The organism is Novosphingobium sp. KCTC 2891 (assembly GCF_025938155.1).
In the GTDB taxonomy this organism is placed as follows: domain Bacteria; phylum Pseudomonadota; class Alphaproteobacteria; order Sphingomonadales; family Sphingomonadaceae; genus Novosphingobium.
This window is the reverse complement of the sequence record NZ_JAPCZG010000001.1, coordinates 205,563-230,361: the sequence shown is the minus strand read 5'-3', so window position 1 is coordinate 230,361 and position 24,799 is coordinate 205,563. Positions and strand designations below refer to the sequence as shown.

19 protein-coding genes are annotated in these 24,799 nt (G+C 67.0%); 6 read left to right on the top strand and 13 right to left on the bottom strand.

The features are described 5' to 3' along the window. Positions 1 to 12 precede the first annotated feature (12 nt). The gene (locus OLX02_RS01115; RefSeq protein WP_264419498.1) at positions 13 to 1,629 is read right to left on the bottom strand and encodes a tetratricopeptide repeat-containing sulfotransferase family protein; all 1,617 of its coding nucleotides are present in this window, start codon (positions 1,627 to 1,629) and stop codon (positions 13 to 15) included. Between the two features lie 74 nt (positions 1,630 to 1,703). Here OLX02_RS01115 and OLX02_RS01110 point away from each other — a divergent pair, with 74 nt between their 5' ends. Continuing rightward, positions 1,704 to 3,008 carry an amino acid permease gene (locus tag OLX02_RS01110; RefSeq protein WP_264419497.1) on the top strand — a complete coding sequence of 435 codons (1,305 nt, stop codon included), beginning with the start codon at positions 1,704 to 1,706 and terminating at the stop codon, positions 3,006 to 3,008. 42 nt (positions 3,009 to 3,050) lie between these two features. Here the strand turns inward: OLX02_RS01110 and OLX02_RS01105 are convergent, their stop codons facing one another. After that, positions 3,051 to 4,667, bottom strand: a complete 1,617-nt coding sequence (locus OLX02_RS01105; RefSeq protein WP_264419495.1) for a phytoene desaturase family protein — start codon at positions 4,665 to 4,667, stop codon at positions 3,051 to 3,053. A gap of 29 nt (positions 4,668 to 4,696) precedes the next feature. After that, positions 4,697 to 5,878 (bottom strand): aromatic ring-hydroxylating oxygenase subunit alpha, encoded by a 1,182-nt coding sequence (locus OLX02_RS01100; RefSeq protein ID WP_264419494.1) that lies wholly within the window; start codon positions 5,876 to 5,878, stop codon positions 4,697 to 4,699. Between the two features lie 77 nt (positions 5,879 to 5,955). On the opposite strand from OLX02_RS01100, the gene betI reads away from it, so the two are divergent. Next, positions 5,956 to 6,558, top strand: coding sequence for a transcriptional regulator BetI (betI, locus tag OLX02_RS01095; protein ID WP_264419492.1), 603 nt, complete (start codon positions 5,956 to 5,958; stop codon positions 6,556 to 6,558). Here the strand turns inward: betI and OLX02_RS01090 are convergent. The 3 genes from OLX02_RS01090 to OLX02_RS01080 form a co-directional block, all read right to left on the bottom strand. Next, positions 6,539 to 7,942 (bottom strand): M20/M25/M40 family metallo-hydrolase, encoded by a 1,404-nt coding sequence (locus OLX02_RS01090; RefSeq protein ID WP_264419490.1) that lies wholly within the window; start codon positions 7,940 to 7,942, stop codon positions 6,539 to 6,541. The genes betI and OLX02_RS01090 overlap by 20 nt on opposite strands. Positions 7,943 to 8,493: 551 nt before the next feature. Next, positions 8,494 to 9,483, bottom strand: a complete 990-nt coding sequence (locus OLX02_RS01085) for an NADPH:quinone oxidoreductase family protein (protein WP_319641219.1) — start codon at positions 9,481 to 9,483, stop codon at positions 8,494 to 8,496. Between the two features lie 85 nt (positions 9,484 to 9,568). Beyond that, on the bottom strand, positions 9,569 to 10,483 hold the full coding sequence (locus tag OLX02_RS01080; RefSeq protein ID WP_264419489.1) for an aldo/keto reductase: 915 nt from the start codon (positions 10,481 to 10,483) through the stop codon (positions 9,569 to 9,571). Positions 10,484 to 10,737: 254 nt separating this feature from the next. Here OLX02_RS01080 and OLX02_RS01075 point away from each other — a divergent pair, with 254 nt between their 5' ends. Then, positions 10,738 to 11,025, top strand: coding sequence for a UrcA family protein (locus OLX02_RS01075; protein WP_264419488.1), 288 nt, complete (start codon positions 10,738 to 10,740; stop codon positions 11,023 to 11,025). A gap of 181 nt (positions 11,026 to 11,206) precedes the next feature. Here OLX02_RS01075 and OLX02_RS01070 read toward each other — a convergent pair whose 3' ends face one another. From OLX02_RS01070 to OLX02_RS01055, 4 genes are all read right to left on the bottom strand, one after another. Beyond that, positions 11,207 to 12,796, bottom strand: a complete 1,590-nt coding sequence (locus tag OLX02_RS01070) for a flavin monoamine oxidase family protein (RefSeq protein WP_264419487.1) — start codon at positions 12,794 to 12,796, stop codon at positions 11,207 to 11,209. An 81-nt stretch (positions 12,797 to 12,877) separates the two neighbouring features. Then, a complete protein-coding gene (locus OLX02_RS01065) occupies positions 12,878 to 13,333 on the bottom strand; it encodes a c-type cytochrome (RefSeq protein ID WP_264419486.1) in 456 nt (151 codons plus the stop codon). A 53-nt stretch (positions 13,334 to 13,386) separates the two neighbouring features. Beyond that, the gene (locus OLX02_RS01060; RefSeq protein WP_264419485.1) at positions 13,387 to 15,339 is read right to left on the bottom strand and encodes a tetratricopeptide repeat-containing sulfotransferase family protein; all 1,953 of its coding nucleotides are present in this window, start codon (positions 15,337 to 15,339) and stop codon (positions 13,387 to 13,389) included. A gap of 90 nt (positions 15,340 to 15,429) precedes the next feature. Further along, entirely contained in the window at positions 15,430 to 17,967 is a 2,538-nt protein-coding gene (locus tag OLX02_RS01055; protein WP_264419484.1) for a TonB-dependent receptor plug domain-containing protein, read from the bottom strand. Between the two features lie 328 nt (positions 17,968 to 18,295). On the opposite strand from OLX02_RS01055, the gene OLX02_RS01050 reads away from it, so the two are divergent. Next, on the top strand, positions 18,296 to 18,817 hold the full coding sequence (locus OLX02_RS01050; RefSeq protein WP_264419483.1) for a Rid family hydrolase: 522 nt from the start codon (positions 18,296 to 18,298) through the stop codon (positions 18,815 to 18,817). Positions 18,818 to 18,868: 51 nt separating this feature from the next. Here the strand turns inward: OLX02_RS01050 and OLX02_RS01045 are convergent, their stop codons facing one another. From OLX02_RS01045 to OLX02_RS01035, 3 genes are all read right to left on the bottom strand, one after another. After that, the gene (locus tag OLX02_RS01045; protein ID WP_264419482.1) at positions 18,869 to 19,789 is read right to left on the bottom strand and encodes a response regulator; all 921 of its coding nucleotides are present in this window, start codon (positions 19,787 to 19,789) and stop codon (positions 18,869 to 18,871) included. Between the two features lies 1 nt (position 19,790). After that, on the bottom strand, positions 19,791 to 21,410 hold the full coding sequence (locus OLX02_RS01040) for a hybrid sensor histidine kinase/response regulator (protein ID WP_264419481.1): 1,620 nt from the start codon (positions 21,408 to 21,410) through the stop codon (positions 19,791 to 19,793). A 272-nt stretch (positions 21,411 to 21,682) separates the two neighbouring features. Next, positions 21,683 to 21,847: a hypothetical protein gene (locus tag OLX02_RS01035; protein WP_264420331.1), complete on the bottom strand. Its 165-nt coding sequence runs from the start codon at positions 21,845 to 21,847 to the stop codon at positions 21,683 to 21,685. A 250-nt stretch (positions 21,848 to 22,097) separates the two neighbouring features. Here OLX02_RS01035 and OLX02_RS01030 point away from each other — a divergent pair, with 250 nt between their 5' ends. Together OLX02_RS01030 and OLX02_RS01025 are read left to right on the top strand one after the other, a co-directional pair. After that, on the top strand, positions 22,098 to 24,122 hold the full coding sequence (locus OLX02_RS01030; protein WP_264419480.1) for a TonB-dependent receptor: 2,025 nt from the start codon (positions 22,098 to 22,100) through the stop codon (positions 24,120 to 24,122). Continuing rightward, positions 24,122 to 24,652 carry a cytochrome b gene (locus OLX02_RS01025; RefSeq protein WP_264419479.1) on the top strand — a complete coding sequence of 177 codons (531 nt, stop codon included), beginning with the start codon at positions 24,122 to 24,124 and terminating at the stop codon, positions 24,650 to 24,652. The genes OLX02_RS01030 and OLX02_RS01025 overlap by 1 nt, the downstream gene beginning before the upstream one ends. The last annotated feature ends 147 nt before the right edge of the window (positions 24,653 to 24,799 follow it).

The window sequence follows — 24,799 nt, the reverse complement described above, 5'->3', positions numbered from 1 at the left end:
GCCCCGCGCGCCTCAAGCATTGGCCGGAAAGGGCGGCACAGCGGGATAGGCGTCCAGCACGTCGCCCAGCGCGGCCTTCAGGGGCGCCAGCCACGGTTCGAACGGCTTCCACGCCTGGGTCCCATCACGATTGATCGGGAGGCGCACCTGTTCCGAACTAGCCGTCCGCACCGCGCGCTCGGTCTTGTGGAAAGCAAGACAGCTCTCCTCGAACCCCAGCCCGCAGAACGCCAGCAGGGCGCGCACTTCGGCCTCGGTATCCTCGATCATCCGCTCGTGGATCACGCGGTGCACCGCGCCGGGCATGCCTGCGTCGACATGGGCCATCAGCCGCACATAGTCGCGGTAATACCGGCCCACGTCCTCAAGGCTGTAGGTGAAGCCCTGCCCGCGCGCGAAGTGCTGCTTGAAGTTGGAAAAGCAGCAGGCGAGCGGATCGCGCCGCGCATCCACGATCTTCGCGTTCGGCAGGATCAGCCGGATGAAAGGCACGTGCATCCAGTTGTTGGGCATCTTGTCCACGAACAGCGGCCGCGCGGTGTGGCGCTGGATGCGCGTGCGCGAGAGGTATTCCTCGCCCAGTTGGCGCAAGGCATCGGGCGCAAGATCGGCCAGCGCACCGGGATAGCCGTCGATCCCCCGCGCCAGCAGCGCGATGTCGCCCAGTTCGCTGGTGCCCTCCACCTGGCTGTGGCTGGCAAGGATCTGCTCGACCAGCGTGGACCCGGCGCGCGGCATTCCCAGCACGAAGATCGGATCGGGCGCCGGGCATCCCTTTCCCGCAGCGCCCGCCAGAAGCGCGGGCGTGGTCGCGGCGATCATCCGGTCGACCTGCGCCTGGGTCTCCTCCGCCTTGTAGGATATCCGGTTCTTGCGCAGCGCATTGCCCGCCGCATAGTGCGCGAACGCCGCCTCGGCCTGCCCCCGGTCCTCCAGCGCCTTGCCCAGCGCGAAATCCAGATGCCAGCGGTCCTCAGCCGAAATCGCCGGGTCCGCCAGCGCCGTCTCCATCGCGGCGATGTCCTCGTCGGTGAACTTCACCGTCTTCAGGTTGGCAAGGCTCCACCACACCTCGCCCAGCGTCGGGGTCAGCTCCAGCGCGCGGCGATAGGCGGCCACGCCCTCGGCCTGCCGGCCCACGGTCTTGAGCATATGGCCATAGCTCATCCACACCTTGGGCTGGGCCGGCATCTCCTTCAGCACGTGCGCGTAAAGCGCCAGCGCCTCGTCGAATTCGCCGATGCGGCCAAAGGCTGCGGCTTGCAGGTTGGCGACGCCAATGTTGTCGGGATCTTCCGCCGTCACCCGCGCCAGTTCCTCCAGCGCCTCGCCCGCGCGGTGCGTGCGGTAGAGGATCAGCGCCAGATTGGCGCGCGCCGCGGTGAAGTGCGGCGCCAGCTCGATTGCGCGGCGCAGCAGGTTCTCGGCATCCTGATAGCGGCCGATGCGTCCCGCCAGTTCGGCGAACAGGCGGATCGCGCGCACGTCGAACGGATTGTCCTTCAGCAGCGCGCGCAGCAACGGTTCGGCCGTGGGCAGGTCGCTCTCGTTCATCGCCAGCGCCGCGCGGACAAGGCGGGGATCGTAGGATTCGAGCGCGCGCGGGGCGGGAACGGTCAGGTTGGCCATAAAGGCGCAACAAACACGGTGACGCGCCGCGATCAAGCGCTAGTCTGCCCCCATTCCACCGGGGAGACGAGCGCATGGGCGCAGCGGGCGACACTGGGCAAAAGCGGCAACTGGGTTTCCTGATGACGCTGGCGCTGGTTGTCGGCAACCTGATCGGCTCGGGCATTTACCTCCTGCCGGCCACGCTTGCCCCGCTGGGTACGAACCAGTTGCTCGGCTGGCTGGTGACGATCGCCGGCGCGCTATGCCTGGCGGTCGTGTTCGCCCGGCTCGGCGCGAAGCTGCCGCTCGCGGGCGGGCCTTATGCCTATGCGCAGGCCGCCTTCGGCCCGCTCGCCGGCTTTGCCACGGCATGGTCCTACTGGACGATGATCTGGGCCGGCAACGGTGCCATCGCCGTCGCGGTGGTCAGCAACATCAGTCTGATTGCCCCGTGGATCGGCAGCACGCCCGGCCTTCCCGCGCTTCTCTCCATCGGTTGCGTCTGGCTGCTCACGGCGGTCAATATCCGCGGCGTGCGAACGGCGGGCGAAGTCTCGCTCGTGACCAGCGTGCTCAAGCTCGTCCCGCTCGTCGCGCTGATCCTGCTCGCGCTGTGGCTGTGGACCTCGGGCGCGCCCAACGTCCACCAGCCGCCGGTGCCGATCGCCTCGGGCGCCATCGCCACTGCCGCCGGCCTCACTTTCTGGGGTTTCCTCGGCCTCGAATCCGCTACCGTGCCGGCCGACAAGGTGGAGAACGCCAGCCATGTGGTGCCCCGCGCCACCCTGATCGGCACGGTGCTGACAGGCGTGGTCTATGTCGGCATCAGTCTTGCCTTCTATGCCTACATGCCCACCGGCCAGGCCGCCACGTCCCCTGCCCCCGTCGCCGATTTCCTGGGGGCGCACTTCGGTGGTCAGGTGGCCGGCATCGTCGCCGTGTTCGCCGCGATCAGCGCTTTCGGCACGCTCAACGGCTTCATCCTGCTGCAGGGCGAAGTGCCGTGGGCCATGGCGCGCGGCGGCGTGTTTCCGGCATGGTTCGGCAAGGAGACTTCGCGCGGCACCCCGGCCCGCGCGCACATCGTCTCGTCCATCCTGCTCACCATCGTGGCGCTGCTCAATTACTCCAAGGGGCTGGGCGACCTTTTCCAGTTCATCGCCTCTGTCAGCCTTGCCGCAGGGATGCTGTCCTACCTCATGGCCATGCTCGCCGCGATCCGCCTGCTGCCCGGCGAACGCGCCCTCGCGCTCGTCGCCCTGGTGGCCGCCGCGTTCATCGTCTGGGCCTCATGGGGCCTCGGCGCCAAGGCGCTGGCCTATGGCGCTCTGTTCGTGGTGGCGGGCATTCCCGTCTATTGGGCGGTGCGGCGCAATCTTGCCGCACGCCCGGCCTGAGCCTGCCGCTGGCTGCGCCCGCCCAATGCGGGCGCGCGCCCCTTACCGCTTCCGGTGCAGCGCCTTCCACACGATCGAGCGGTCGCGGATGATCTCCGCCGCCGCGTTGTGCCCCGGCGCGCCCGTCACGCCGCCGCCGGGATGCGTGCCCGAACCGCACATATACAGCCCCTTGATCGGCGAGCGGTAATCGCCGTTCCCCAGCACCGGGCGAGCCGCCCACAACTGGTCCAGCCCCATCGTGCCGTGGAAGATGTCGCCGCCGATCAGCCCGAACTTGCGCTCCAGATCCAGCGGCGAGTGGATCTGCCGCGCGATCACGCTGCCCTTGAAGTTGGGCGCATGGTCGGTGACCGTGTCGATGATCAGGTCGGCCACTTCCTCGCGGCAATCGTCCCAGCTCCGGCCATCGGGCAGTTCGGGCGCGAACTGCTGGCAGAACAGGCTCGCCACGTGCTGTCCCGGCGGCGCAAGGCTGTCGTCCACCGTGCTCGGGATCTTGATCTCGACGATCGGCTTCTTCGACCAGCCGAACTGCTTCGCGTCGTCAAAGGCCTGGTCCATGTAATCCATGCCCGGCGCGATGATGATCCCGGCGGTGTGGTGCTCGGCCTGTGCCTTGCCCGGCAGCACGGTGAAGTCGGGCAGTTCGGACAGCGCCACGTTCATGCGGAACGTGCCCGATCCGGTCTTGTACCCCTTGATCCGGCGGTTGAAATCCTCGTCCAGATCGCTCGAATCCACCATCTGGCGATAGAGCAGCGCCGGGCCCACGTTGGCCGCCACGATCGGCGCGTAAAGCTCCTCGCCGCTTTCCAGCTTCACGCCCTGCGCCTTGCCGTTGTTCACCAGCACCTTGGCCACCGGCGCCTCCAGGCTGATCTCGACGCCTTCCTCTTCGCACGCTGCCGCCATCGCCTGCGTGATCGCGCCCATGCCGCCCACCGCATGGCCCCATGCGCCCAGCTTGCCGTTCACTTCGCCGAACACGTGGTGCAGCAGCACATAGGCCGAGCCGGCGGTCGAAACCCCGGCATAATTGCCCACCACCGCGTCGAAGGCGAAGGCCGACTTCACATGATCATCCTCGAACCACCCGTCCAGGAACTCGCGCGCGGACTTGGTGAAGATGTCCAGCAGGTCGCGCTGGGTGGAGATGTCCATGCGCGCCAGCGGCCAGCCCTGCTTGGCCGCATTGGCCAGCGCCGCCAGCCCGCCCCCCACGTTGGGCGGGGTCTGAAGCGCGATGTCGCGCAGCACCTGCGCCACCTTCTCCAGCGCTGCGTCATACCTGGGATAAGCCTCGGCGTCCTTCTTCGAGAACCGCGCGAATTGGGCTTCGGTCCGTCCCGGCCCGCCGCCCAGCTTGAGGTAGGTATCGGGGAACGGGAAGAAGTTGCTGATCGTCCGCTCGATCACGCGGTATCCGCGCTCGTGCAGCTTCATGTCCGCGATCACCTTGGGCCGCAGCAGGCTGACGGTGTAGCTCGCGGTGGAATTGCGGAAGCCGGGGTGGAACTCCTCGGTCACCGCCGCGCCGCCCACCACGTGCCGCCGTTCCAGCACGCGAACTTTCATCCCGGCGCGGGCGAGATAGAACGCGCAGGTCAGGCCGTTGTGGCCGCCGCCGATGATGATCGCGTCGTAGCGGTTGGTCATGCGATAACTCCCCGGAATACCCTGTTTCTCTACTTCTTCGACCACCCGGCCGCCGGCGCGTGATGCGCCCGCGCCTCAGGCACCAGCGTGCGGATCTTCCGCGCGAAGCCGCGCAGGCAAACCTCGCTCCGCCCGATCGGACCCGCGCCATAGCTTTTCGATGCCATGCCCTGCTGGATGCGCTCGATCAGCCAGGTGTCCTCGGCATTGACCACGCGGTTGATCCGCCAGTTGGCATAGCGCGCCAGCTTCATCTCGCGCCGGCCGTCGGGCAGCGCGAAGGCCATCTCGCGCAGCACGCACGTCGTCGGGCCGGTGGGGATCCACTGCATGAAGTCGATCTGATCGGCATAGATGTCGAACGCGATGTTCGGCCACAGCTTGTAATAGAGCCAGCGCCGCTGCGCCTGCGGCGAAAGGTGCGGCACCTCCGGCAGGTGCGTCTGGTAGAACCGCTCCCAGAAATGGGCAGACGGCTTGTCCACCAGATCGCCCTTCATCCGGTCGGCCCAGCCGTGGTTCGAAATCTCGTAGGACTTGCCGAAAATGCGCGTCAGCCCGTCGTGCGCCACGGGGATGTGCAGGTTGTCGGAATAGTTGTCGCCCACGTTCTTCCAATTCACCGCGCGCGGGCGCAGGCGCACGTCCGAAATGCGGCGCATCTCCTCGAAGCGATAGGGCGCCACTTCCTCCTCGAACGGGGCCATCATCTCGGCCACGCTGGGGAAACCGGCATCCTCCAGCCGCACGAACACGAACCCGCGCCAGATCTCCAGCGAGACGGCGTGCAGCGCGTTGTCCTCCATCCGCAGCGCGGGATAGTCGGACTTCATCGGCACGCCGGTCAGCCGGCCATCGGTCTCGAACGCCCAGGCGTGGTAGGGGCATACCAGTTTCTTCGCGCAGCCCGCCGGACCTTCCACCAGCCGCATCGCGCGGTGCCGGCACACATTGGTGAAGGCGCGCACCTGCCCGTCCTCGCCGCGAATGGCGATCACGCTTTCGCCCAGATAGTCCAGCGTGCGGTATTCGCCCGGCCCGGCGATATCGCTTTCATGGCACACGATCTGCCACGAAGGACGGATCACCCGGTCCATCTCCACCGCGAAATATTCGGGATCGGTATAGAGCCAGCCCGGCAGGCTCCAGTCGGCATCAGGGTCGACCGGTGCCGCAGCGATCCCGATGGAAGCGGAAGAAAGATCACCCATGCGCGCGATAACCTGTATGTCGAATCCGACGCAGACTTGTTGAACAACCGTATAACAAATCCGACCGGACGTCCAAGATGAAAGAGCCAGCCTACCGCCGCTCCGAACCCGATGCGCGCCGCCGCAGCCTGATCGAGGCGTGCATGCGCGTGCTCGGCAGCGAAGGCGCGGCGGGCGCCAGCGTGCGTGCCATCGCGCGCGAGGCGGGCGTTTCCCCCGGCCTGGTCAATCATTACTTCGACGGCGTCGATGCGCTCATCGCGGAAACCTATGGCGAGGTGGACCGCACCGTCCGCGCGCATCTCGCCGCTGCGGTCGAAGGCGCGGGCAGCGATCCGCGCGCCCGGCTCGAAGCGTTCGTCACCGGCAGCTTCACCGCTCCCATCGCCGATCCGCGCCTGCTCGCCACGTGGATCGCGTTCTGGTCGCTGGTCGCGGCGCGGCCCGAAATCGCGCGCCAGCACGATCAGCATTACGCCGGATTTCGCCAGACGCTCGAAGCGCTGCTTGCCGATTGCGGCGTGGCGCCGGCAGCCCTGCGCCGCACTGCCATCGGCGTCACCGCGCTGGTCGATGGGCTGTGGCTGGAGCTGTGCCTCTCGCCCGATTGCTTCAGCGCCGAGGAAGCGGACGGGATCGCCCGCCGCTTCCTCGATGCGCTCATTTCGACAGGTCGGTGAACAGGCTGCCGAAATAGATCAGGCCGGGCTTGATGTTCGACAGCGGCACGCGCTCGTTCAGCCCGTGCGAGAAGTCCTCGCTGTCCTTGGTGAACACCGGGCTGGCGCCATAGGCGGGCACGCCCACGGCGCGGTACCACATCGAATCCGATGCGCCCGATGCCTGCACTGGGATCACCGCCACGCCGGGCCAGGCCTTGCGGATCGCGCCTTCCGCCGCCTTCACGAAATCGGCGCGCATCGGCGATGCGGGCGAGGCGATCGAGCCTTCGGTCACGTCGGTGAAAGTCACCGCGCTCACCCCCGCCACTTTCTGCAATTCGGCCATGATGGCGGCCGGCTTGTGGCCGGGGAAGATGCGGCAGTTGATGTTGGCGGTGGCGCGCTGCGGCAGGGCATTCAGTGCATGGCCGCCGTTCACCATCGTCGGCACGCAGGTCGTGCCCACCTTGCCGACCGTCGCCGGATTGGCGCGCAGCGTGTCGATGGCCTGCTGGTCGCCCGGATTGGCCGCGAACGCGCGCATCGCGGCGGCGATCTTCGCGTCCGGTTCGAATGCGGCAGCGCGCTCGAAATAGGCCTTGGTCAACGGGTTCTGCTCGGCCGCGAAATGATAGCCGCCGATCCGCTCCAGCGCGGTAGAAAGCTGGACGATGGCGTTGTCCGCGCGCGGGGCGGAACTGTGACCACCCGCGTTGGTCACTTCCAGCTTGTAGTCGGCATACGTCTTTTCCGCCCCGTCCCATGCCCAGAACAGCGGCTTGGCGGTCGTCTCGTCCAGCTTGCCGCCGCCGCCATCGACATTGATCACCAGTTCGGCGTTCTTCAGCCGCTCGGCGATCAGTTGCGAAGTCTTCATCGTCGTTTCCTCGTCACCCGAAAAGGCGACGATGATCGTGCGGCGCGGCTTGTAGCCCGCCTTGCGCAAATCGATCAGCGAGGACACCGCCAGCGCGGCGTTGAACTTCATGTCCGTCGCGCCGCGCCCGAACAGATATCCGTTCTCCACCACGGGCACGAAGGGATCGCGCACCCAGTCGGCGCGCCTGGCCTCCACCACGTCCATGTGGCCCGACAACACCAGCGGCTTCAGCCTGGGGTCGCGGCCCTTCCACGTCGCGAGAAGATAGGCGGTATCGCCCACCGGCACGATCTCGGAATCTGCCGCAGCCCAGCCGCCCGCCACCAGGGTGTCGCGGATCGCGGCGGCAACCTTGCCCGTCTCGTTCCCCTCGCCCGCAACCGAACGCATGGCCATGATCTGCTTCGACAGGTCGAGCACTTGCGCCTGCGCGGCCGCGCTCGGACCGGAGGCCGCGTGGGCGATTCCCCCCAAGGCAAGCACCGAAAGGCTGGCGGACATCAGGAAGGGACGAATTGTCATGGACTTGGCGACTCCTTTGCGGCGGCGAAGCTGACGCCGCCCCCTTTCAGGTGCAACCTCTTTCCTGCCGCCCCGAAAATCCAGCCCTGAACCGCCGAAAAGTCTCATCCGCAACCAGCGATGAGCCGCTCCGCCTGTCCTTTTGCCCAGCCCACCTACCCTTAGGGACAGGTATGGATTGCGAAGCACGCAACGAACGCCACCGTCACGATTGTCATGAATACGAATGCAACCATTGTATTATATATATTTTTCTCAGGCGTTCTGCGGCTCAGCGCTTGCGCCAGCGAACTTGCATTCGGGTTCAGTTGCATTTTTGGCAATTGAACGAGCGCGTTTCGCACTTGCCGGAATCGGCCTTCGAACGCACATAGGGGGGGCCTTTCAGGCATCCTCTCCCAAACTTTTCAGGGCCGCCCTTCGGGACGGCCCTTTCTTTTTGTCCGGACCGCGCGGGCACGCCGCACGCGGCTGCACGCCCGGTCGCCGCGCCCGCTCGCCCAGAACCTGTCGAAGGGACCCGCGCCGGCCTCCCCGGCGCGCCAGTGGGCCTATCCGTGTGGCAGCACCACGGTCCGCCCCACCACGGTCCGGTCGCGCATCGCCGCATAAGCCTCGCGGAATCGGTCAAGCGGCACTTCGGCGTGAACCGTCGGCGTGATCGCGCCTTCCGCCGCCATCCGCATCACTGCCGCGATGTTCTCGCGCCCCAGTTCGGGAAAGCGCCGACCGAACTCGCCCGCGCGTACGCCCACCACCGAGAAACCCTTGATCAGCGGAATGTTCGCCCGCACTTCGGGTATGCGCCCGCTGGCGAAGCCGACCACCAGCAGTCGCCCGCCAAAGGCGATGCAGCGCGTCGATTCGTCGAACACGTCGCCGCCGACCGGATCGTAGACGATCTGCACGCCTTTCCCGCCGGTGATTTCCAGCACCTTCTCGCGAAAGCCGGTCGGTCCCAGGATGCAATGCTCCGGCGCGAACAGGTCGCGCACACGCGCCAGCTTGTCCTCGCTTGATGCCACCGCGATCACGCGCAGGCCCAGCGCGCGCGCCATGTCGACCGCTGCCAGTCCCACGCCGCCGGCCGCGCCGTGCACCAGCACCCAGTCGCCCGGCTGCGCCTGACCGCAGCGCACCAGCGAAACATAGGCCGTCAGGTAGGCTGCCCGAAGTCCTGCGCCTTGCGCAAAGCTCAGCCGCGCGGGCTTGGGCGAGACTGCCGCCGCCGGATAGACGCCGTATTGCTGCAAGCCGCCGGTCAGCCCGCCGACGATCACCGCATCGCCCACCGCGAAGGGCGCGCCCTCGCCCACCTTGGCCACCGTGCCCGCTGCTTCCATGCCCGGCACGAACGGCACCGGCGGTTTCGCCTGATACAGCCCCTCGGTCATCAGCAAGTCGGGGAAGCCGAGCGCGGCGGCCTCGATCTTCACCAGCACTTCGCCCGGTCCCGGTTCGGGCACGGGCTTCTCGACGATCGCAAGACCTGCAAGGTCGGGCGCCAGCGCCCCCACTTCGACGGCACGCATCATGGTCATGGCATTGTTTCTCCCGCGCCAGACATGGCGGAGAAGGCGCCCGCGTTTCAAGCGCCAAACTTTTCAATCAAGCAATTAAACACCTTCAGGGTAGCGGAGCCTCTCGCGCGGCCACCAGCACCGCGTACCATTCGGCGCGGGTCCAGCGCACGTCGCAGGCGCGCGCCGCCGCCGCGATCCGCTCCGCGCGCTGCGAGCCGACGATCGGCACGATCCCGGCCGGATGCGTCATCAGCCAGCTCAGCGCCGCCACGCTGCGCGCCGCGCCCTGTGCATCGGCCACAGCGTCGAGCGCAGCCGCGACAGCGCGCTCACGCGGGGTCTCGGGCGCAACGATCCGCCCGCCGCCCAGCGGCGACCATGCCATCGGGACAAGGCCGAGCACCATCGCCTGATCCAGTTCGCCATTCTCGAACACGTCGATCCGCAGCGCGCTTGCCTCTGGCTGGGTCGACGCCAGCGGCACGGTCAGGAAATGCTGCAAGGCCGCGATCTGGTGGATGGTGAAGTTCGACACGCCCAGCGCGCGCACCTTGCCCGCCGCAACGGCCTCCTCCAGCACGCGCGCCACTTCCTGCGGATGCGCCAGGATGTCGGGCCGGTGGATCTGCCACAGGTCGATGCGGTCGGTGCGCAGCCGCCGCAGCGAGGCGTCGATGGCCTGCGCCAGATAGCCGGGTGACTGGTCATAGGGCAGCGGCGGCATGATCCCGCCCTTGGTCGCCAGCACCATCCGGTCGCGCAAGGCCGGTTCCTGCGCCAGAACTTCGCCCAGCAGCGCCTCGGCATCGCCGAAGCCGACCTTCCCGTCGAAACCATAGATGTCGGCCGTGTCCATCAGGTTGATCCCGGCATCGAGTGCGGCATGGACCAGCCGCGCCGTCTCGGCCGCCGACAGGCCTTCTTCGACCAGCCGCCACATTCCCCAGGCAAGCGCCGAGACGGCAAGGCCCGAGGCGCCCAGCGGGCGACTGGCGGGCGGCGGGGGCAGCAGGCTCATCGGTGGTTTCCTCGTTCGGTCAGGCCGCTTCCATGCCGCGCCCGCGAACAAAGGTCGATGCCGCTGCATACGAATGGCCATTTTCATGCTGCACGCGCGAACCCGCAGAAATGCTGGAGAAAATGCGCTTGGGCCACCTTGTCGCCCCGCCTCGCCGGGCTTATGTTGGTAAACGGATCGACCCGAAAAGCGGGCGAGCCGCTCCCCGGAATCGCAAAACCGACCGGGCAAACAACGATGCAGGAGAGAATGCCATGAAGCACCCTTGCGCCGCACTCGCGGCCGCGAGCCTTTTCGTCGTCCCCGCACTGCTCGCGCCCGGCGCCGCGCTCGCCCGACCGCGTGAAGCCGTGACGATGTCCGTCTCGACCGAAGGCTACGACCTCGCCCGCCTGTCCGACGTGGTCCGCCTGCGCGGCGAGATCGGCAAGCGGATCGACGCCGCGTGCAACCCCGATGACCGCATCGGTCAGGTCACGCCCGACTGGCAGTGCCGGCGCGAGATGCGCGCCAGCGCCGATGCCGCGCTCTCGCTGAAGTAAGGAGCGCTGAAGGAGAGAGAGTTACCTTGCTCCGCGCGCGCCGGCCTCGCCCTTCCCTGGGAGCGGTGGCTGCGCGATGCGGGCACGGCAGCGCCGGGTATCGTCCAAAGTTTCCCCGGACGGTCCCGGCGCTGTTACGTGCCCCTCGGGCACCCTCAGGTGCCGTTAGGTGTCGTTCAGGTCACGCCGCCAGAGCGCGCTGGTGCAGGCGGGTGACGGCGTCGAGCGAGGACAGCAGCGCGCCTTCCTGCCAGCAACCGTAATACGAGCAATGCTCGCCCGCGAGCACGATGCGGTTCTCCATCGAGACAAGATTCTGGTAGTGCGCCGCACGGCTTTCCTCGGTCCAGGTCGCGCAGCAGCCGAGAATCCAGGGCATCCGGCTCCACGCCACCGACGCCCCGCTCAGGAACTCGGCGCGGTATTCGGCCGGGTGGAACACGGAACCCTGCGCCAGCGCCGCCTCGATCCGCTTTTCAGGCGTCATTCCTGCCAGCTGGTAGGCTCCCGCGCCGAACGGATAGGCCCCCAGCAGCACTGCCGGTCCTTCCTTGAAGAATCCCGCGCTGGGATAGGAAATCAGCGAGATCGCCTGATCGGTGAAGCTGTGCCCGCCATAGATCGCATAGTCGGTTTCCCAGAACCGGCGCTTCATCTCCAGCCCGATCTTGACCGAGTTGCCATAGGGTAGCGCGCGGATCGCCGCCTTCTTCTCGGGCGAGAGCTGGATGTCGAGCTGGTTGAGCACGGTTGCGGGGATAGTGCAGACCATGAAGTCCGCCTTGCTTTCCCCCACGGCGCCGGTGACCGCATCCTGCCACGTCGCGGTCACGCCCTTGTCGTCCTGCGTGACCTTGGTGACCTTGGTGTTGAGCCGCACCAGCTTGCCCACGTGCTTGAAAAACGCCTTGCCGATCTGGTCCATGCCGCCCTTGGGCTGGAACATCGTGGTCTGCATCACGTATTCGGCATAGAAGCCCATCTGCTGCCACACCTTGCCGGACAGCATATCCGACAGGCTCGCCGGATCGTTGGGGATCGGCGCGCCGTTGACGCCGCCGCCCGGCGCACGCTCGTAGCCGCGCTGATCGGCCACCGCCATCGACTTGGAATAGGTCATGTTCTTGTCGAGCACGCCCCATTCCCGCATCGCTTCGAGCAGTTTCTCCTTGTCCTCCGCGGTCACCTGCTGATCGAGAGCGCCCGCGTTGAGAGCCTTGCCCAGCAGTTCCGAAACGTGGCCCTTGAAGTCCACCATCATGTCGCGAAAATGCTGCGGCTTTCCGCCGAACGCGTTCTTGTGGTGGACCAGCGCGTTGTGGTTGATCTGGCTGAACGGCTCCAGTTCCACCCCGAGCTGCTTGCAATAATGCAGCACGGTGCGGTGGTGATAGGGGATGCGCCAGGGACCGGGATTGAGGTAGTTGCCCGGCGCGAAGCCAACCTTCTGGGTCGAGCCGATCTCGGTCACCGTGTCGCCGCCGTGGAGCGTGTAATTGCGCCCGCCCGCGCGGCCCTGGAATTCGAGAACCTGCACCTTGTAACCGGCCTTGGTCAGCTCATAGGCGGCCGACATCCCGGCAAGCCCGCCGCCCAGCACCAGCACCGATGCACCGGGGCGCGCGCCGGTCAGCTTCGGCGGGCCGGTGAACTGGCTTTCGGTGGCATGGCCGAGCGCGGTCATCGCCTGATAGAGCGCGGCACCACCGCCGACCTTCCCGATCAGCGAGAGGAGGTCGCGGCGGGTCGGGGCCGAGAAGTTCTCGATCATGTTCTTGTTTTCCTTTGAGAACAGGTCCGGTGTGTGCCGGTCCCTTGGATCAGGGCATGTCTTGACGCAGTGACGCGGGTCTCAATGGCCGCAGGTGTTGCATTCGGGCACGGGGGGATTGGCGCTGCCGACGCGGTCGATGTCCGCCACCGTCACCGGATCGTGGTAATCGTTGAAGTGGCCTCGCACGTACGTGATGACTGAGGCGATCTGCTGCTTGGTGAGGATATCGGTGAACCACGGCATACCGCCGCGTCCCTTGAGCAGGATGATCGTGGGATAATCCTTGTCGGCCAGGTTCTTGTTCCCCGCGAGCGCCGGGATCATCGCACCCGACTCCCCGCCGCCCTTGGCGTCGGCCATGTGGCAGGCCTGACAGATGGTTTCGTAGACTTCCTTGCCCTCGTCCGAGACCTGCACCGCCTCCGCACCGGGGCCGGGCCGATCCTGCGCAAAGCCGGGCGAAGACAGCGTGGCTGCTCCCGCGAACGTGATGCCCGCCAGGGCGAGCGCCGCAATCCTTGTTTTCTTGCCCATTCCGTTCTCGTTTTTGTTGCCGGGTTTCAGGAAATTCCGGGAAATACGGGAAATCATGCACGCCACCCTTCGCGTTCCGGGCCAAGCCCGGCGGCGAGCGGGGCAAGGAACGACTCGAATGCGCGCCACTGGTCGAGGCCGCTCCGGTATATCGGTTGCCGGACCTGCTCTGAACTGACGGTGCGAACAGCGCGGTCGTTGGCGAAGAAGCGCAGGCACGCAGGATCGAACCCGGCGCCAACGGCCGCCAGCAGGCGGCGAACCTCGGCTTCGGTATGGTCGACGAGATCCTCGTAGATCAGGTTGTGCACGGTCCCCGGCGCTGCTTTCCCGAAATGGCGGACGATCGCCAGATAGTGCCGATAGTAGGCAGCAAGATCGGCAAGGTCGTATGAGAACTCCTGACCTTCGGCGAAGAGTTGCTTGTAACAGGAAAAGCCCGACGCCATCGGGTGGCGGCGCACATCGACAATCCGCGCATGGGGCAGGATCAGACGGATCAGCCCGATATGCCGGAAGTTGTTGGGCATCTTGTCGATGAACCACTTCCGGCCGAGGCGGCGGTGAACCGCTGCGCGCTCGAGGTATTCCTCGCCCCACGCCCGCACCTGCTCCGGCGTTGCGGCGGCGAGCGCATCGGCTCCGCCGGCGGCCTCGATCCGGCCGGCGAGCGCACCGATATAGGGCAGTTCCATGGTGCCTTCGATGTCCGGGTGGCTGGCGAGGATCTGCTCGACCAGGGTGGAGCCGGAGCGCGGCAACCCGACGACGAAGATCGGCGCATCGCTCTGCGCGCCCCAGCCTTTGCGCGCAGCCAGGAACGCGGGCGTGAACAGGTCGGCGGTGGCCTGCGCCTGTGCCGCCCAGTCGCGCCCGGCGCCGCCGAAATGCCGGCGGGCCAGCGCCGCCCCGGCGGCATAGCGGGCAAAGGCATCTCCGGCCCGGCCCGCGTCCTCGCACCGGCGACCGAGTGCATATTCAAGGTGCATCCGCTCCGCGTCGGGCAGATTACCGGCGAGAAGCCCGCGCATCGCGGCCTCGTCCGCATCGGTCAGCGCGCCGACCTTCAGGTTGGCAAGGCTCCACCATGCCTCGCCCGCCTGCGGACATAGCGTGGCTGCGTGGCGATAGGCGGCAATGGCTCGCTCGCGCTCGCCGGTCGTCCGCAATGCATGACCGTGGTTGATGGCGATGCGCGCGTTGGCGGGAAAGGCGGCGGCAAGTTCCGCGTGGATCGCCTCGGCCCCGATATCGTCGCCGAGCAGGGCAAGGCAGCCCGCCTGAAGATTGCGCCAAGCCGGATTGCGCGGATCGGCGGCGAGCAGGGGCGCGAGTTCCTTGAGCGCATCCGCCGCCTGCTGTCGGGCAAACAGGGCATGGGCGAGATCGAAGCGCGCGCCGCTCGATGCCGGATCGACCGCGAGTGCGTGGCGCAACAGCGTCTCGGCATTGTCGAAAGCGCGGAAGGCGACGTAGCACTGTGCGAGCAGGCGCGCTGCGGCGGCATCGCGCGGCCGGGCCATCAGCCAGCGGCGCAGCAGCGGCTCCGCTTCGCGGTGACGACCGAGCGCGACGAGTTCGGCGGCGCGGCCCAGTTCGGGATGACCGGCACCGATGCGCGCGAGCGCGGCCAGCGCGCGTCGTTCGCGCAGCGGGTCGCCGTCGGCGAAGGCCATGTCCGCCATCGCCTGCCATGCGTCGGCCAGATCGGGATCAAGACGCACCGCCTCGTCCAGTTGGGCGGCGCCATCGCGGGCCTGTCCTGCCGCGCAGAGACACAGGCCATACTCGTACCGGGTGCGCGCAGCGCGCGGCCAGGCCTTGGCCAGGTCTGCGAGCAGCGGCAGGGCTTCGGCTGCGCGATCCAGCCGGCGCAGCGCAGAAGCGAGGATCAGGCGCACACGAGGATCAGCGGGATTGCGCACGATCAGCGCCCTGGCCTGCTGTTCCGCCCGCGCCGGGTTGCCGGCAAGCGCCCTGGCGGCCTGTTCAACGGGATCGGTCATCGCGGTCAACATGGCCCTGTCCGGATCGGTCCTTGGGAAAGGGGTGTCCCGGCCGCAAGGGAAGCGTACGGCCGGGACGGGGGGTATGCGTCAGAACGTGAAAGTGGCGCGGGCGTAGTAGTAACCGCCGTTGATGCCCCACGGCGTGAAAGTGATCGGCGCGCCATAGATGTTGCCGCCATTGGTGGGACGGCCATCGGTGTTCGGCACGGTCGGCGCCTTCTTGTTGAACAGGTTGTTGGCGCCGACGTCGAAGCGGATCTTCGGCGTGATCTTGTACCCGACGTTCAGGTCGGTGATCGCGCTGGTGCCGATCCGCAGGACAGTGGCTCCGCCGCCCGCGCCGCTGCCGCTGAAGCTGGTCGCCTGGCTGGTGACGCCGTAGATGGCCTCGCGCAGGTTGATCGAGAAATCGCCGATCGTCCAAAGCGCGTTGGCGATCACCTTGACCCGCGGGGTCGACCGGGTGAGTCCGTCGATCGAATTGAGATCGAGCAGATTGGTCTGGCCATAATCGGCGTTGGTCACCGCCGCGGGGAGCGGGTTGATCTTAAGCAGCTTGGTTTCGTTGTAGTTGAAGCCCAGCGACCAGTTGACCTTGCCCGCATCACCGAAGTCGCTGGCGTAATCGAGCGTGGCTTCCACGCCGCGGGTGCGGGTGTCCGCGCCGTTGGTGAAGATGTTGATGCCCGCATACGACGTGGCGTCGGTGGTATCGATGCCGCGCGCCACCAGCGCATCCATGACCGCCTGCGAAACGACGCCGTAGCTGCCGTCATAGCCGAAGATCGCGGCCGAAGGGACGATGCGGTTCTTCAGCTTGATCTGGTAGGCATCGACCGTGAGCTGCAAGCCCGGCAGCGGGTGCGTGACGAAGCCGCACGAGAAGTTGGTCGACTTTTCCGGCTGGAGATTGCCGAAGCCCAGCGCGGCGGTCGCCGGCGAGTTCGGCGGGAACTGGCCAAAGATCGTGCCGGGGCCGACATTGACCGAAGAGTAGTAGGATTCGGCGAGCGTCGGGGCGCGGAAGCCGTTCGAGACGGTACCGCGAATGCCGATTGCCGGGCTGAAATCGTAGCGTGCGGTGGCCTTGCCGGTCCACACCTTGCCGAAGTCGGAATAGTGCTCGTAGCGGCCGGCGAGATCGAGGTGCAGGCCTTCGACCGGATCAAGCGCGAGATCGACGTAACCCGCCCAGGCGGTGCGGCTGTTCGCACCCGCATCGGTGGGGGCGAAACCGGGATAGGACTGCGCACCGCCAGCGAAGTAAGAGGCGAACTCGCCCGACTGGATCGCGTAGGTGTCCTTGCGCCATTGGCCGCCGAACGCCACCGTCAGGGGCTTGGCCATGCCGACTTCGACATCCTTGGTCACGCCAGCTTCGACCGCCCACTCGCTGTTGACGAGCGTGCCGTCATAGAAATCGCGCTGGAGGCTGACCGGGTTGGGGTTCTGCGACTGGACTTGCGCATAGAGCGCAGGGTTGGCCGAGTTGACCGTGGAGATCGCGACCGAGTCCCGACCGTAGGTGAGCGAGAGATCCCACAGCCAGCCCGAGGCATCGCCCTTCAGCCCGGTGGTGAGCGAGAAGTCCTCCTCGCGCAGGCTTTCCTGCGGATTGAAACCGGCCGTGAGCGGGTAGACCTTCTCGCCCTCGCTGGTCACGCCGGAGACGCGGGTGGCGCGGCGGTAGTTTTCGTAGGCGAAGGCGGTGCGGTTGCCGTAGCTGCCGAAGGCATAGGCCTCGACATTGTCGGTCAGCTCGTACCCTGCGTTGACCATCACGTTGTAGAGGCTGTAGCGCGCATCGCCGAGGATGTTGTTGACGCGCGGGTAGAACGGGTTGGCCTTCACGCCTGCCGCGTCGATCGGATTGATGTCGCTGCGGACCTCGCAGCCTTCGGTGAAGTAACGGCGATCGCAGCCACCGCGCTGGGTGTAGTTGTGGAACTTGTATTCGCCGGTCACATTGACGTAGCCGCGATCCCCCAGCGCGAAGCCCATGTTGAGCGCGGCCGAGGCAGTCTCGCCGTCGCCTTCGTAGTATTGGCCGCCGGTGACGGTGAACAGGCCGCCCGAGGACTGGTTCTTGAGGATGATGTTGACCACGCCGGCGATCGCGTCCGAGCCGTATTGCGCGGCGGCGCCGTCCTGAAGGACTTCGATACGGCCGATGGCGTTGGTGGGAATGAAGCTGAGATCGGTGGTCGCCGCGCCCGAATAGGGCGAACCGCCGAGCACCGCGAGGTTGGCGGTGAAGTGGCGGCGCTTGCCGTTGATCAGCACCAGCGTGTCGTTGGGCGAAAGGCCGCGCAGTGCAGCGGTGAGCGTGAGGTTGGCGGTATCGCCACCAAAGGCCTGGAAGTTGAGCGACGGCAGCGTCTGCGCAAGGACCTGCGTAAGGTCCTGCTGGCCGATATTCTGCATCGCCTGCGTGCCGACGACCTGCACCGGCGCAGCGCTGTCTGCCGCGCGCATGCCCGTTACGCGGGTGCCAGTAACGATGATGTCGGAACCGCCGCTATCGGCGGCTTCCGCTTCTGCCGGCGCTTCCTGTGCTAAAGCGCTGGTGGAAATCGCGGTCGATGCGAGAAGCGCGGTAAATGCAATCCTGGACAGTGGCAACATACTCTGGACCCCCATGTGTCGTGCCGCTTCCCGCATCCCCCCAGGCCGGATTGTTCTGACTTGTCGCGGAGAAATTGCCCTCGCCCCGCGCTTGTCCGGTCCCTCGTCGCTGCACGGCCCGCTCGTGGCTTTTTGCGGTGCAGCATGAGGAATGGACCGCATTCGGGGGCGGTTGCCCATACGCCGATCAGCGTATCACGCTCGCGCCCGGCGGCCTTACGGTGTGGCGCGACGGGGAAATTCGTACGATAGTCGCCCCCCGTCCGGCTGCGCGCCTCGCGTGCCGTGCGACCACCGCGACGCTTCACCCACAGACCGAGGACCAGCCATGCGCTTCACGTTCACGCCCCGCACGTTCGCCCTCGCCGCCACGGCGCTTGCCGCCGCGATTGTTCCCCTCGGCACCGCGCAGGCGCAGGTCACGCGGATCCAGTCCAATCCCTCGGCGCTGATTCTCGATGCGGCCGACGTGAAGGCCGGCACCGACCTGATCTACCTTTCGGGCCAGCTGGCAGCGCCGGTCGATCCGGCCAAGACTTTCGCCGACGTGAAGTCGGTCGATGATCTGGGCGACACCAAGACGCAGACGATCAGCGTGCTGGGCAAGATCAAGTCGATCCTCGAAAGCCGCGGCTATGCGATGTCGGACCTGATCAAGCTGACACTGTTCGTCGCGGCCGACCCCAAGCTGGGCCACATGGATTTCGCGGGTGCAAACGAAGGCTTCAAGCAGTTCTTCAAGACTGCCGAGAACCCGAACACCGTGGCGCGCTCGACCTTCCAGGTGGCGGCGCTGGCCGGTCCCTATTTCCTGATCGAGATCGAGGCGATCGCCGCCAAGAAGAAGTGAGGCGCACCGCCCCGGTGCGCCGCTTTTCGCACGGCGCCGGGGCGGAAGGCGTTACTGCCCGATCACCTTGATCGCGATGGCCGCCGCCGCAGCGCGGGTTTCCACGCCCAGCTTTTCGTATATGCGTTCAAGGTGCTTCTGCACCGTGCGCGGACTGATCGACAGGACGTCGCTGATGTCGGCGTTCGACTTGCCGTAGCTGATCCACAGCAGCACTTCCGCCTCGCGCTCGGTCAGCCCCAACCGCTCCTGCATCCTCGCTGCGTCAAACTGCGGATTGAGCTCGTTGAGCCGGATCAGGACCTCGTTTTCGCGGTATTGCGCGATCAGCACCAGTTCCAGCGTTCCCTCGCCCTGCTCCAGCTTGACGCTGGCGCCGCGCGCGTCGCGCCGCGTGAGCAGGCGCTCCACGGTATGGCGCAGCACTTGCGGGAGTTCGGAATCGTCGCGGCTCCATCCGGGCGCAAGCCGGTGGATCGCCTGTTCGGCCAGTGGCGTGCACCACAGCAGGAAACCGCTGGTGTCGGTCGCCATCATCAGGCGCCCTGTCGCGTCCAGCCCGGTCGTGCTGGCCTGCACCGCGCGGGCGTGGCCCATGTGGACGCGCACGCGGGCGAGCAGTTCATGGACGTTGACCGGCTTGCGCACGTAGTCGACGCCGCCGACCTCGAAGCCCTCGATGACGTGCTCGCTTTCGGTCAGCCCGGTCATGAAGATCACCGGAACGTGCGCGGTGACGGGGTTCGCCTTGATCCGCACGGTTGTCTCGAACCCGTCCAGCCCGGGCATGACCGCGTCCATCAGCACCAGATCGGGCACCACATGACCCAGCAGGTCGAGCGCGGCCGCACCAGAGGTTGCCACGAGCACCGTGATCCCCCCCGCTTCGAGCGTGTCGGTCAGCAGCCGGAGCGAATTTGGCTCGTCATCGACGACCAGGACCGTGTCGCGGCGCAGGGGAATTTCGCTCATGTCACAGTCCTTCCAGCCTGCGGCCGAGCGACGAAAGGTCGAACCGGTCCAGGCAATCGTAGAGTATCGCGATCAGCACGTGCGCTTCGGGCGCCGCCTGTTCGAGCGCGCGGATTTCCGCTTCGATGCCGCGCACGTGCCCGATCTTGAGCAATTCGCGCAGCCGCCGGACGTGCGTGCGCGCGGCTTCCGACAACGGCTTCTCGGCTGTTTCTGCCGCATCGCCCGCAGTTTCGCCCTTGGTCGCAGCGCGGGTCCACGTGAGACCGAGCTGGCGACCGATGCTGTCCACCAGTTCACCGATCTCGACCGGCTTGGCGAGGAACTGGTCGTGATCCGGCGCGCCGACGTGGCCTTCCGGCCCGCCGCGTTCATGGACGTTGGCCGAAAGCATCACGATCCGCAGGCCCTTCCCGCAGGTCGCGCGCAAGTGCGCGGCGGTGTCCCATCCGGACCGACCAGGCATCTGCACGTCCAGCAAGGCAAGGTCGAAGGCGTGGCCGCCGCAGAGCGCGATGGCGGTGTCCCCATCGGGGGCAACCGCCACCTCGAAGCCGATTTCCTCCAGCACTTCGCGCATGATGGCGAGCTGGCGAACGTCGTCGTCCACCACCAGCACCGAGCGCCGGCGCCCGGCATAGCCGGTGACGCGCCCGGCGGCTTCGTCGCTTTCGCGGTGCCCGGCGACGTGCGGCAACAGCAGGCGGACACGGAAGCACGAACCCCGGCCCACGGTGCTGTCGAGGTCCAGTTCGCCGCCCAGGATCTGCACGATGGCGCGCGTGATCGGCAGGCCGAGGCCGAAGCCCTGCGCCTTGTTCTCGCCCGGTTCCCCGCGATCGAACGGCGCGAAGATGCCCTCTCGGTGTTCGGGCGCGATGCCCGGCCCGGTGTCGCACACCTCGATCGCAGCGACCTGCCCCGAGCAGCGCACGCGCAGCGTGACCTGCCCCGCCTCGGTAAACTTGATCGCATTGCTGACGAGGTTGATCAGCACCTGGCGTAGCCGCTTCTGGTCGGTGCGAACAAATTCGGGCAAGCGCCCCTCCGGCTCGAACCGGAACGAGAGGCCTTTCGCCGCAGCGAGCGGGCCGAACATCCGCACGATCTGATCGAAGAACGCGGGTAGGCGCACCACGTCGTGCGCCACGCGCATCACGCCGTTTTCGACCAGCGAGATATCGAGCAAGCCCTCGACCAGATCGGTCAGGTGTTCCGCGCTGCGGCGGATGACGCGGGCCGCTTCGCGCGGGTCGACGCCGGACTGGCGCTCCACCAGCTGGGCGTAACCATAAATGGCGTTGAGCGGCGAGCGGATCTCGTGGCTGACATTCGCGAGATAGCGGCTCTTGGCAGCATTGGCTGCCTCGGCCGCCTCCTTGTCGCGCATCAGCTGTGCGAGCGAGTCGGCCGGCAGTGCTTGCGATGCGGGAACGGTTGCACGCGGCCGCCACGAAGCAAGGCACGCGATCCCCATCAACACGATGGCCAGCGCGGTCAGCAGGTGAAGCACGGGATTGTCGCCGGGCTGCCAGGCATCTCCGGCGAGCAGTCCGATAGCCAGCAGGGCTGCCAGCAGCATGGCAACGGCAGGGCTGGATTTCCGCAGCGCCAACGCCATCCGGCCTCGCCCGTCCCCGCGCGGAGGCACCACGGATGATGGCGAGACGGTCACGCAGCCACCGGTGGTGACAGTCGCCCGGTCCTCATTGGACTAGCCGGGATCACGGCACATCGCGCCGGACCCCTCCCCAACGCACTGCTCATTTGTTTTGTTCGACCCTGGTCGCCGTTGGTTGACCGGCGCCGCTTGTCATTGTGCACTGCAACGCAGCGGGCTTCAACCCCCGAAGCACGCCCCGGCGGCGACCGCGCCGCCGGGTGTGGATATCGTCAAATCACCTCGTCGCGTTGCAGCCTTTGCAGCAACCGGATCGCCACCGAATGGCGGATTGCCTTGCCATCCCGCAACTTGACCCAGGTGTTCAGGCCGATTCCAAAATGGTTCTGGATCACGTCGGGCTTCTGGCACGTGATGACGGACTTCATCTTGGCCACGACCTGCGGTTCCAGGTGGGTGAGTCTCTGAGCGCGCATGGTTCCTCTTCGATGATGCGATGCACACCAAATCTATGCGGCGGCGCGGCATGGCCCATACGTCATTTCTCGCATCCCCCCGCTCGCGGCGCTGGGCTATGCAGGGTCATTCGGCCTGTGCGGCCAGCGCGCGACCAAGGCCCGAAAAGACTGGCGCGGGGCAAGGACTTGGCTAGGAACGCGGCAAGTTTCGCCGGTTCGAGGGGTCCCGATGCGTTCGTTGATGTCTGCCTGTGCGCTTTCCGCGCTGATTGCGATTCCTGCCGCCGCGCAGGAAGCACCCGCTCCGGCTGATTCGCCGCCCGCCAGTCCGACCAGCCAGATCGTCGTCACCGGGCGCGGCCTTGCCGATACGCCCGCCACCCCTGCCTACAGCGTGCAAGAGATCGACCGCGACCGCCTGCTGATCGCGGCTTCGGGCCGGATCGAGGACGCGCTGTCCGCCGCCGCCGGCTTCCAGCAGTTCCGCCGGTCGGACAGCCGCTCGTCCAACCCCTCGGCCCAGGGCGTGACGCTGCGCGCGCTGGGCGGCAACGCCACCAGCCGCACGCTGGTGCTGCTCGACGGCGTGCCGATGGCCGATCCGTTCTTCGGCTACATCCCGCTTTCGGCCATCGCGCCCGAACGGCTGGCCTCGGCGCGGGTAATCCGCGGGGGCGGGTCGGGCGCGTTCGGCGCAGGCGCCGTGGCCGGCACGATCGACCTGACCAGCGCCGGCGCGGACCAGCTCGGCCTGCTGAACGCCAGCGCCATGGTCGATGATCGCGGCGAGACCGAGCTTTCCGGCACGCTCGCGCCAAAACTGGGCGAAGGTTTCGCTGTCGTTTCCGGACGCTGGGACCGGGGTCAGGGTTTCTGGACAACGCCGGACAGCCAGCGCGTCCCCGCGTCGGTCCGCGCCCGGTATGACAGTTGGTCTGCCGGCATCCGCGCGGTCGCGCCGCTGGCCCCCGGCATCGAACTGCAAGCACGGGTCGCAGCGTTCGAGGACAACCGCACGCTGCGCTTCAAGGGCGCGGACACCGGCATGAGCGGGCAGGACGCGAGCTTGCGACTGGTCGGGCGCGGCGCCTGGCAGTTCGACGTGCTCGGCTACCTCCAGTCGCGCGATTTCAACAACCGCGTGATCAGCGCGACCACTTTCCTGCCCACGCTGGATCAGCGCAAGACGCCCTCCACCGGCGCGGGCGGCAAGATCGAAGTGCGCCCGCCTGTGGGCGGCGGCCATGCGCTGAAGCTCGGCGCGGACTGGCGCTCGGCCGAAGGGCACACGATCGAGGACACCTACCGCTTCGGTGCGCTGTCCGGCCATCGCAAGGCGGGCGGCACCAACAGCGACGTCGGCCTGTTCATCGAGGACGACTGGAGCGTCGGCCCGCTGGTGCTGACGGCAGGCGCGCGCGCCGATCGCTGGTCGGTGCGCAGCGGCACGTTCCAGAGCGCCAACCTTGCCGGCGCAGTCACGTCGGACATCGCATATCCCGACCGTTCGGGCTGGGATGGCAGCTTCCGCGGCGGCGCCGTGGTGCACGCCGCGAAATCGGTGGACCTGCGGCTCGCTGCCTATACCGGCTTGCGCCAGCCGACGCTCAACGAACTCTACCGCGCGTTCACGGTGTTTCCGATCACCACGCTCGCCAACGCGGCGCTGCAGAACGAGAAGCTGCGCGGTTTCGAAGGCGGGATCGACCTGCGCCTGCTGCCCGGCGTGACGCTGAGCGCGACGGCGTTCGACAACCGCGTGCGCGACGCCATCGCCAACGTGACCATCAATGCCACCACGCGCGAACGCCAGAACGTCGATGCCGTGCAATCGCGCGGCATCGAGCTGGCCGGCGCGGTGGCGGCAGGCGCGTTCTCGCTCGGCGGATCGTTCAGCTATACCGATGCCGAAGTGCAGGCACCGGGGCAGGCGCTTGACGGCAAGCGCCCCTCGCAAACCCCGCGCTGGGCCGCGAGCGCGACCGCCAGCTGGCGCCCTGCGGACCGCTGGACACTCGCGCTCACCCTTCGCCATGTAGGCGCGCAGTTCGAGGACGATCTCGAAACCGACGTCCTCCCCCCCGCCACCACCATCGACGCTTTCGCGCAGGTGCCGCTGGGCAGCGTCTTCAGCCTGGTGCTGCGCGGCGAGAACCTGACTGACGAAACGGTGGTGACGCGCAATTCGGGTGGCTCTATGGATTGGGGAGCGCCCCGCACGTTGTGGGCGGGGCTTCGCGTGGAGATACGCTGATGGCAACTATCGCCGATCCGGTTCGTTACAACGCCCTGGCGCGAACGCTGCACTGGGTCATCGCGGCGCTGATCATCTTCAACCTGACGACCGGCCTGTTCGGCGAAGGGTTCGAGAAGATCTGGGCATCGATGCCCGCGCACAAGGCGACCGGCTTCATGATCCTGCTGCTTTCGCTCGTCCGCCTCGGCTGGCGGCTGCGCTGGCGCACGCCCGACTACCCGGTCGATTTCAAGCCGGCGTTCCGCAAGTTCGCCGCCGCCACGCACGGCCTGTTCTACATCCTGATGCTGGCCCTGCCGATCACCGGCTGGATCTTCGCCTCGGCCGGCAAGTGGCCGCTGTCGATCTACGGCCTGTTCGACTGGCCGAAGCTGGGCGTGACGAAGGACATGGCCATCGTCGGCGCCAGCCACGAACTGCATGAAGTGCTCGGCTTCGCCTTTGCCGGCCTCGTCGTGCTGCACGTGGGCGCCGCGCTCTATCATCACGTCGCGCTGAAGGATGCCACGCTGCGGCGAATGCTGTAACCGCAAACGTTCGCGAAGACGTATTTCCGAAACGCGCTCCGCTTAAGCAAACATCTGTAAAAACAAGACAAACCCGCCCCGGCCTGCGCCGGCGGCGGGTTCTTTTTTGCACCGCAGCAATCTGAGCGCTTGTGGAACACGCGAAGT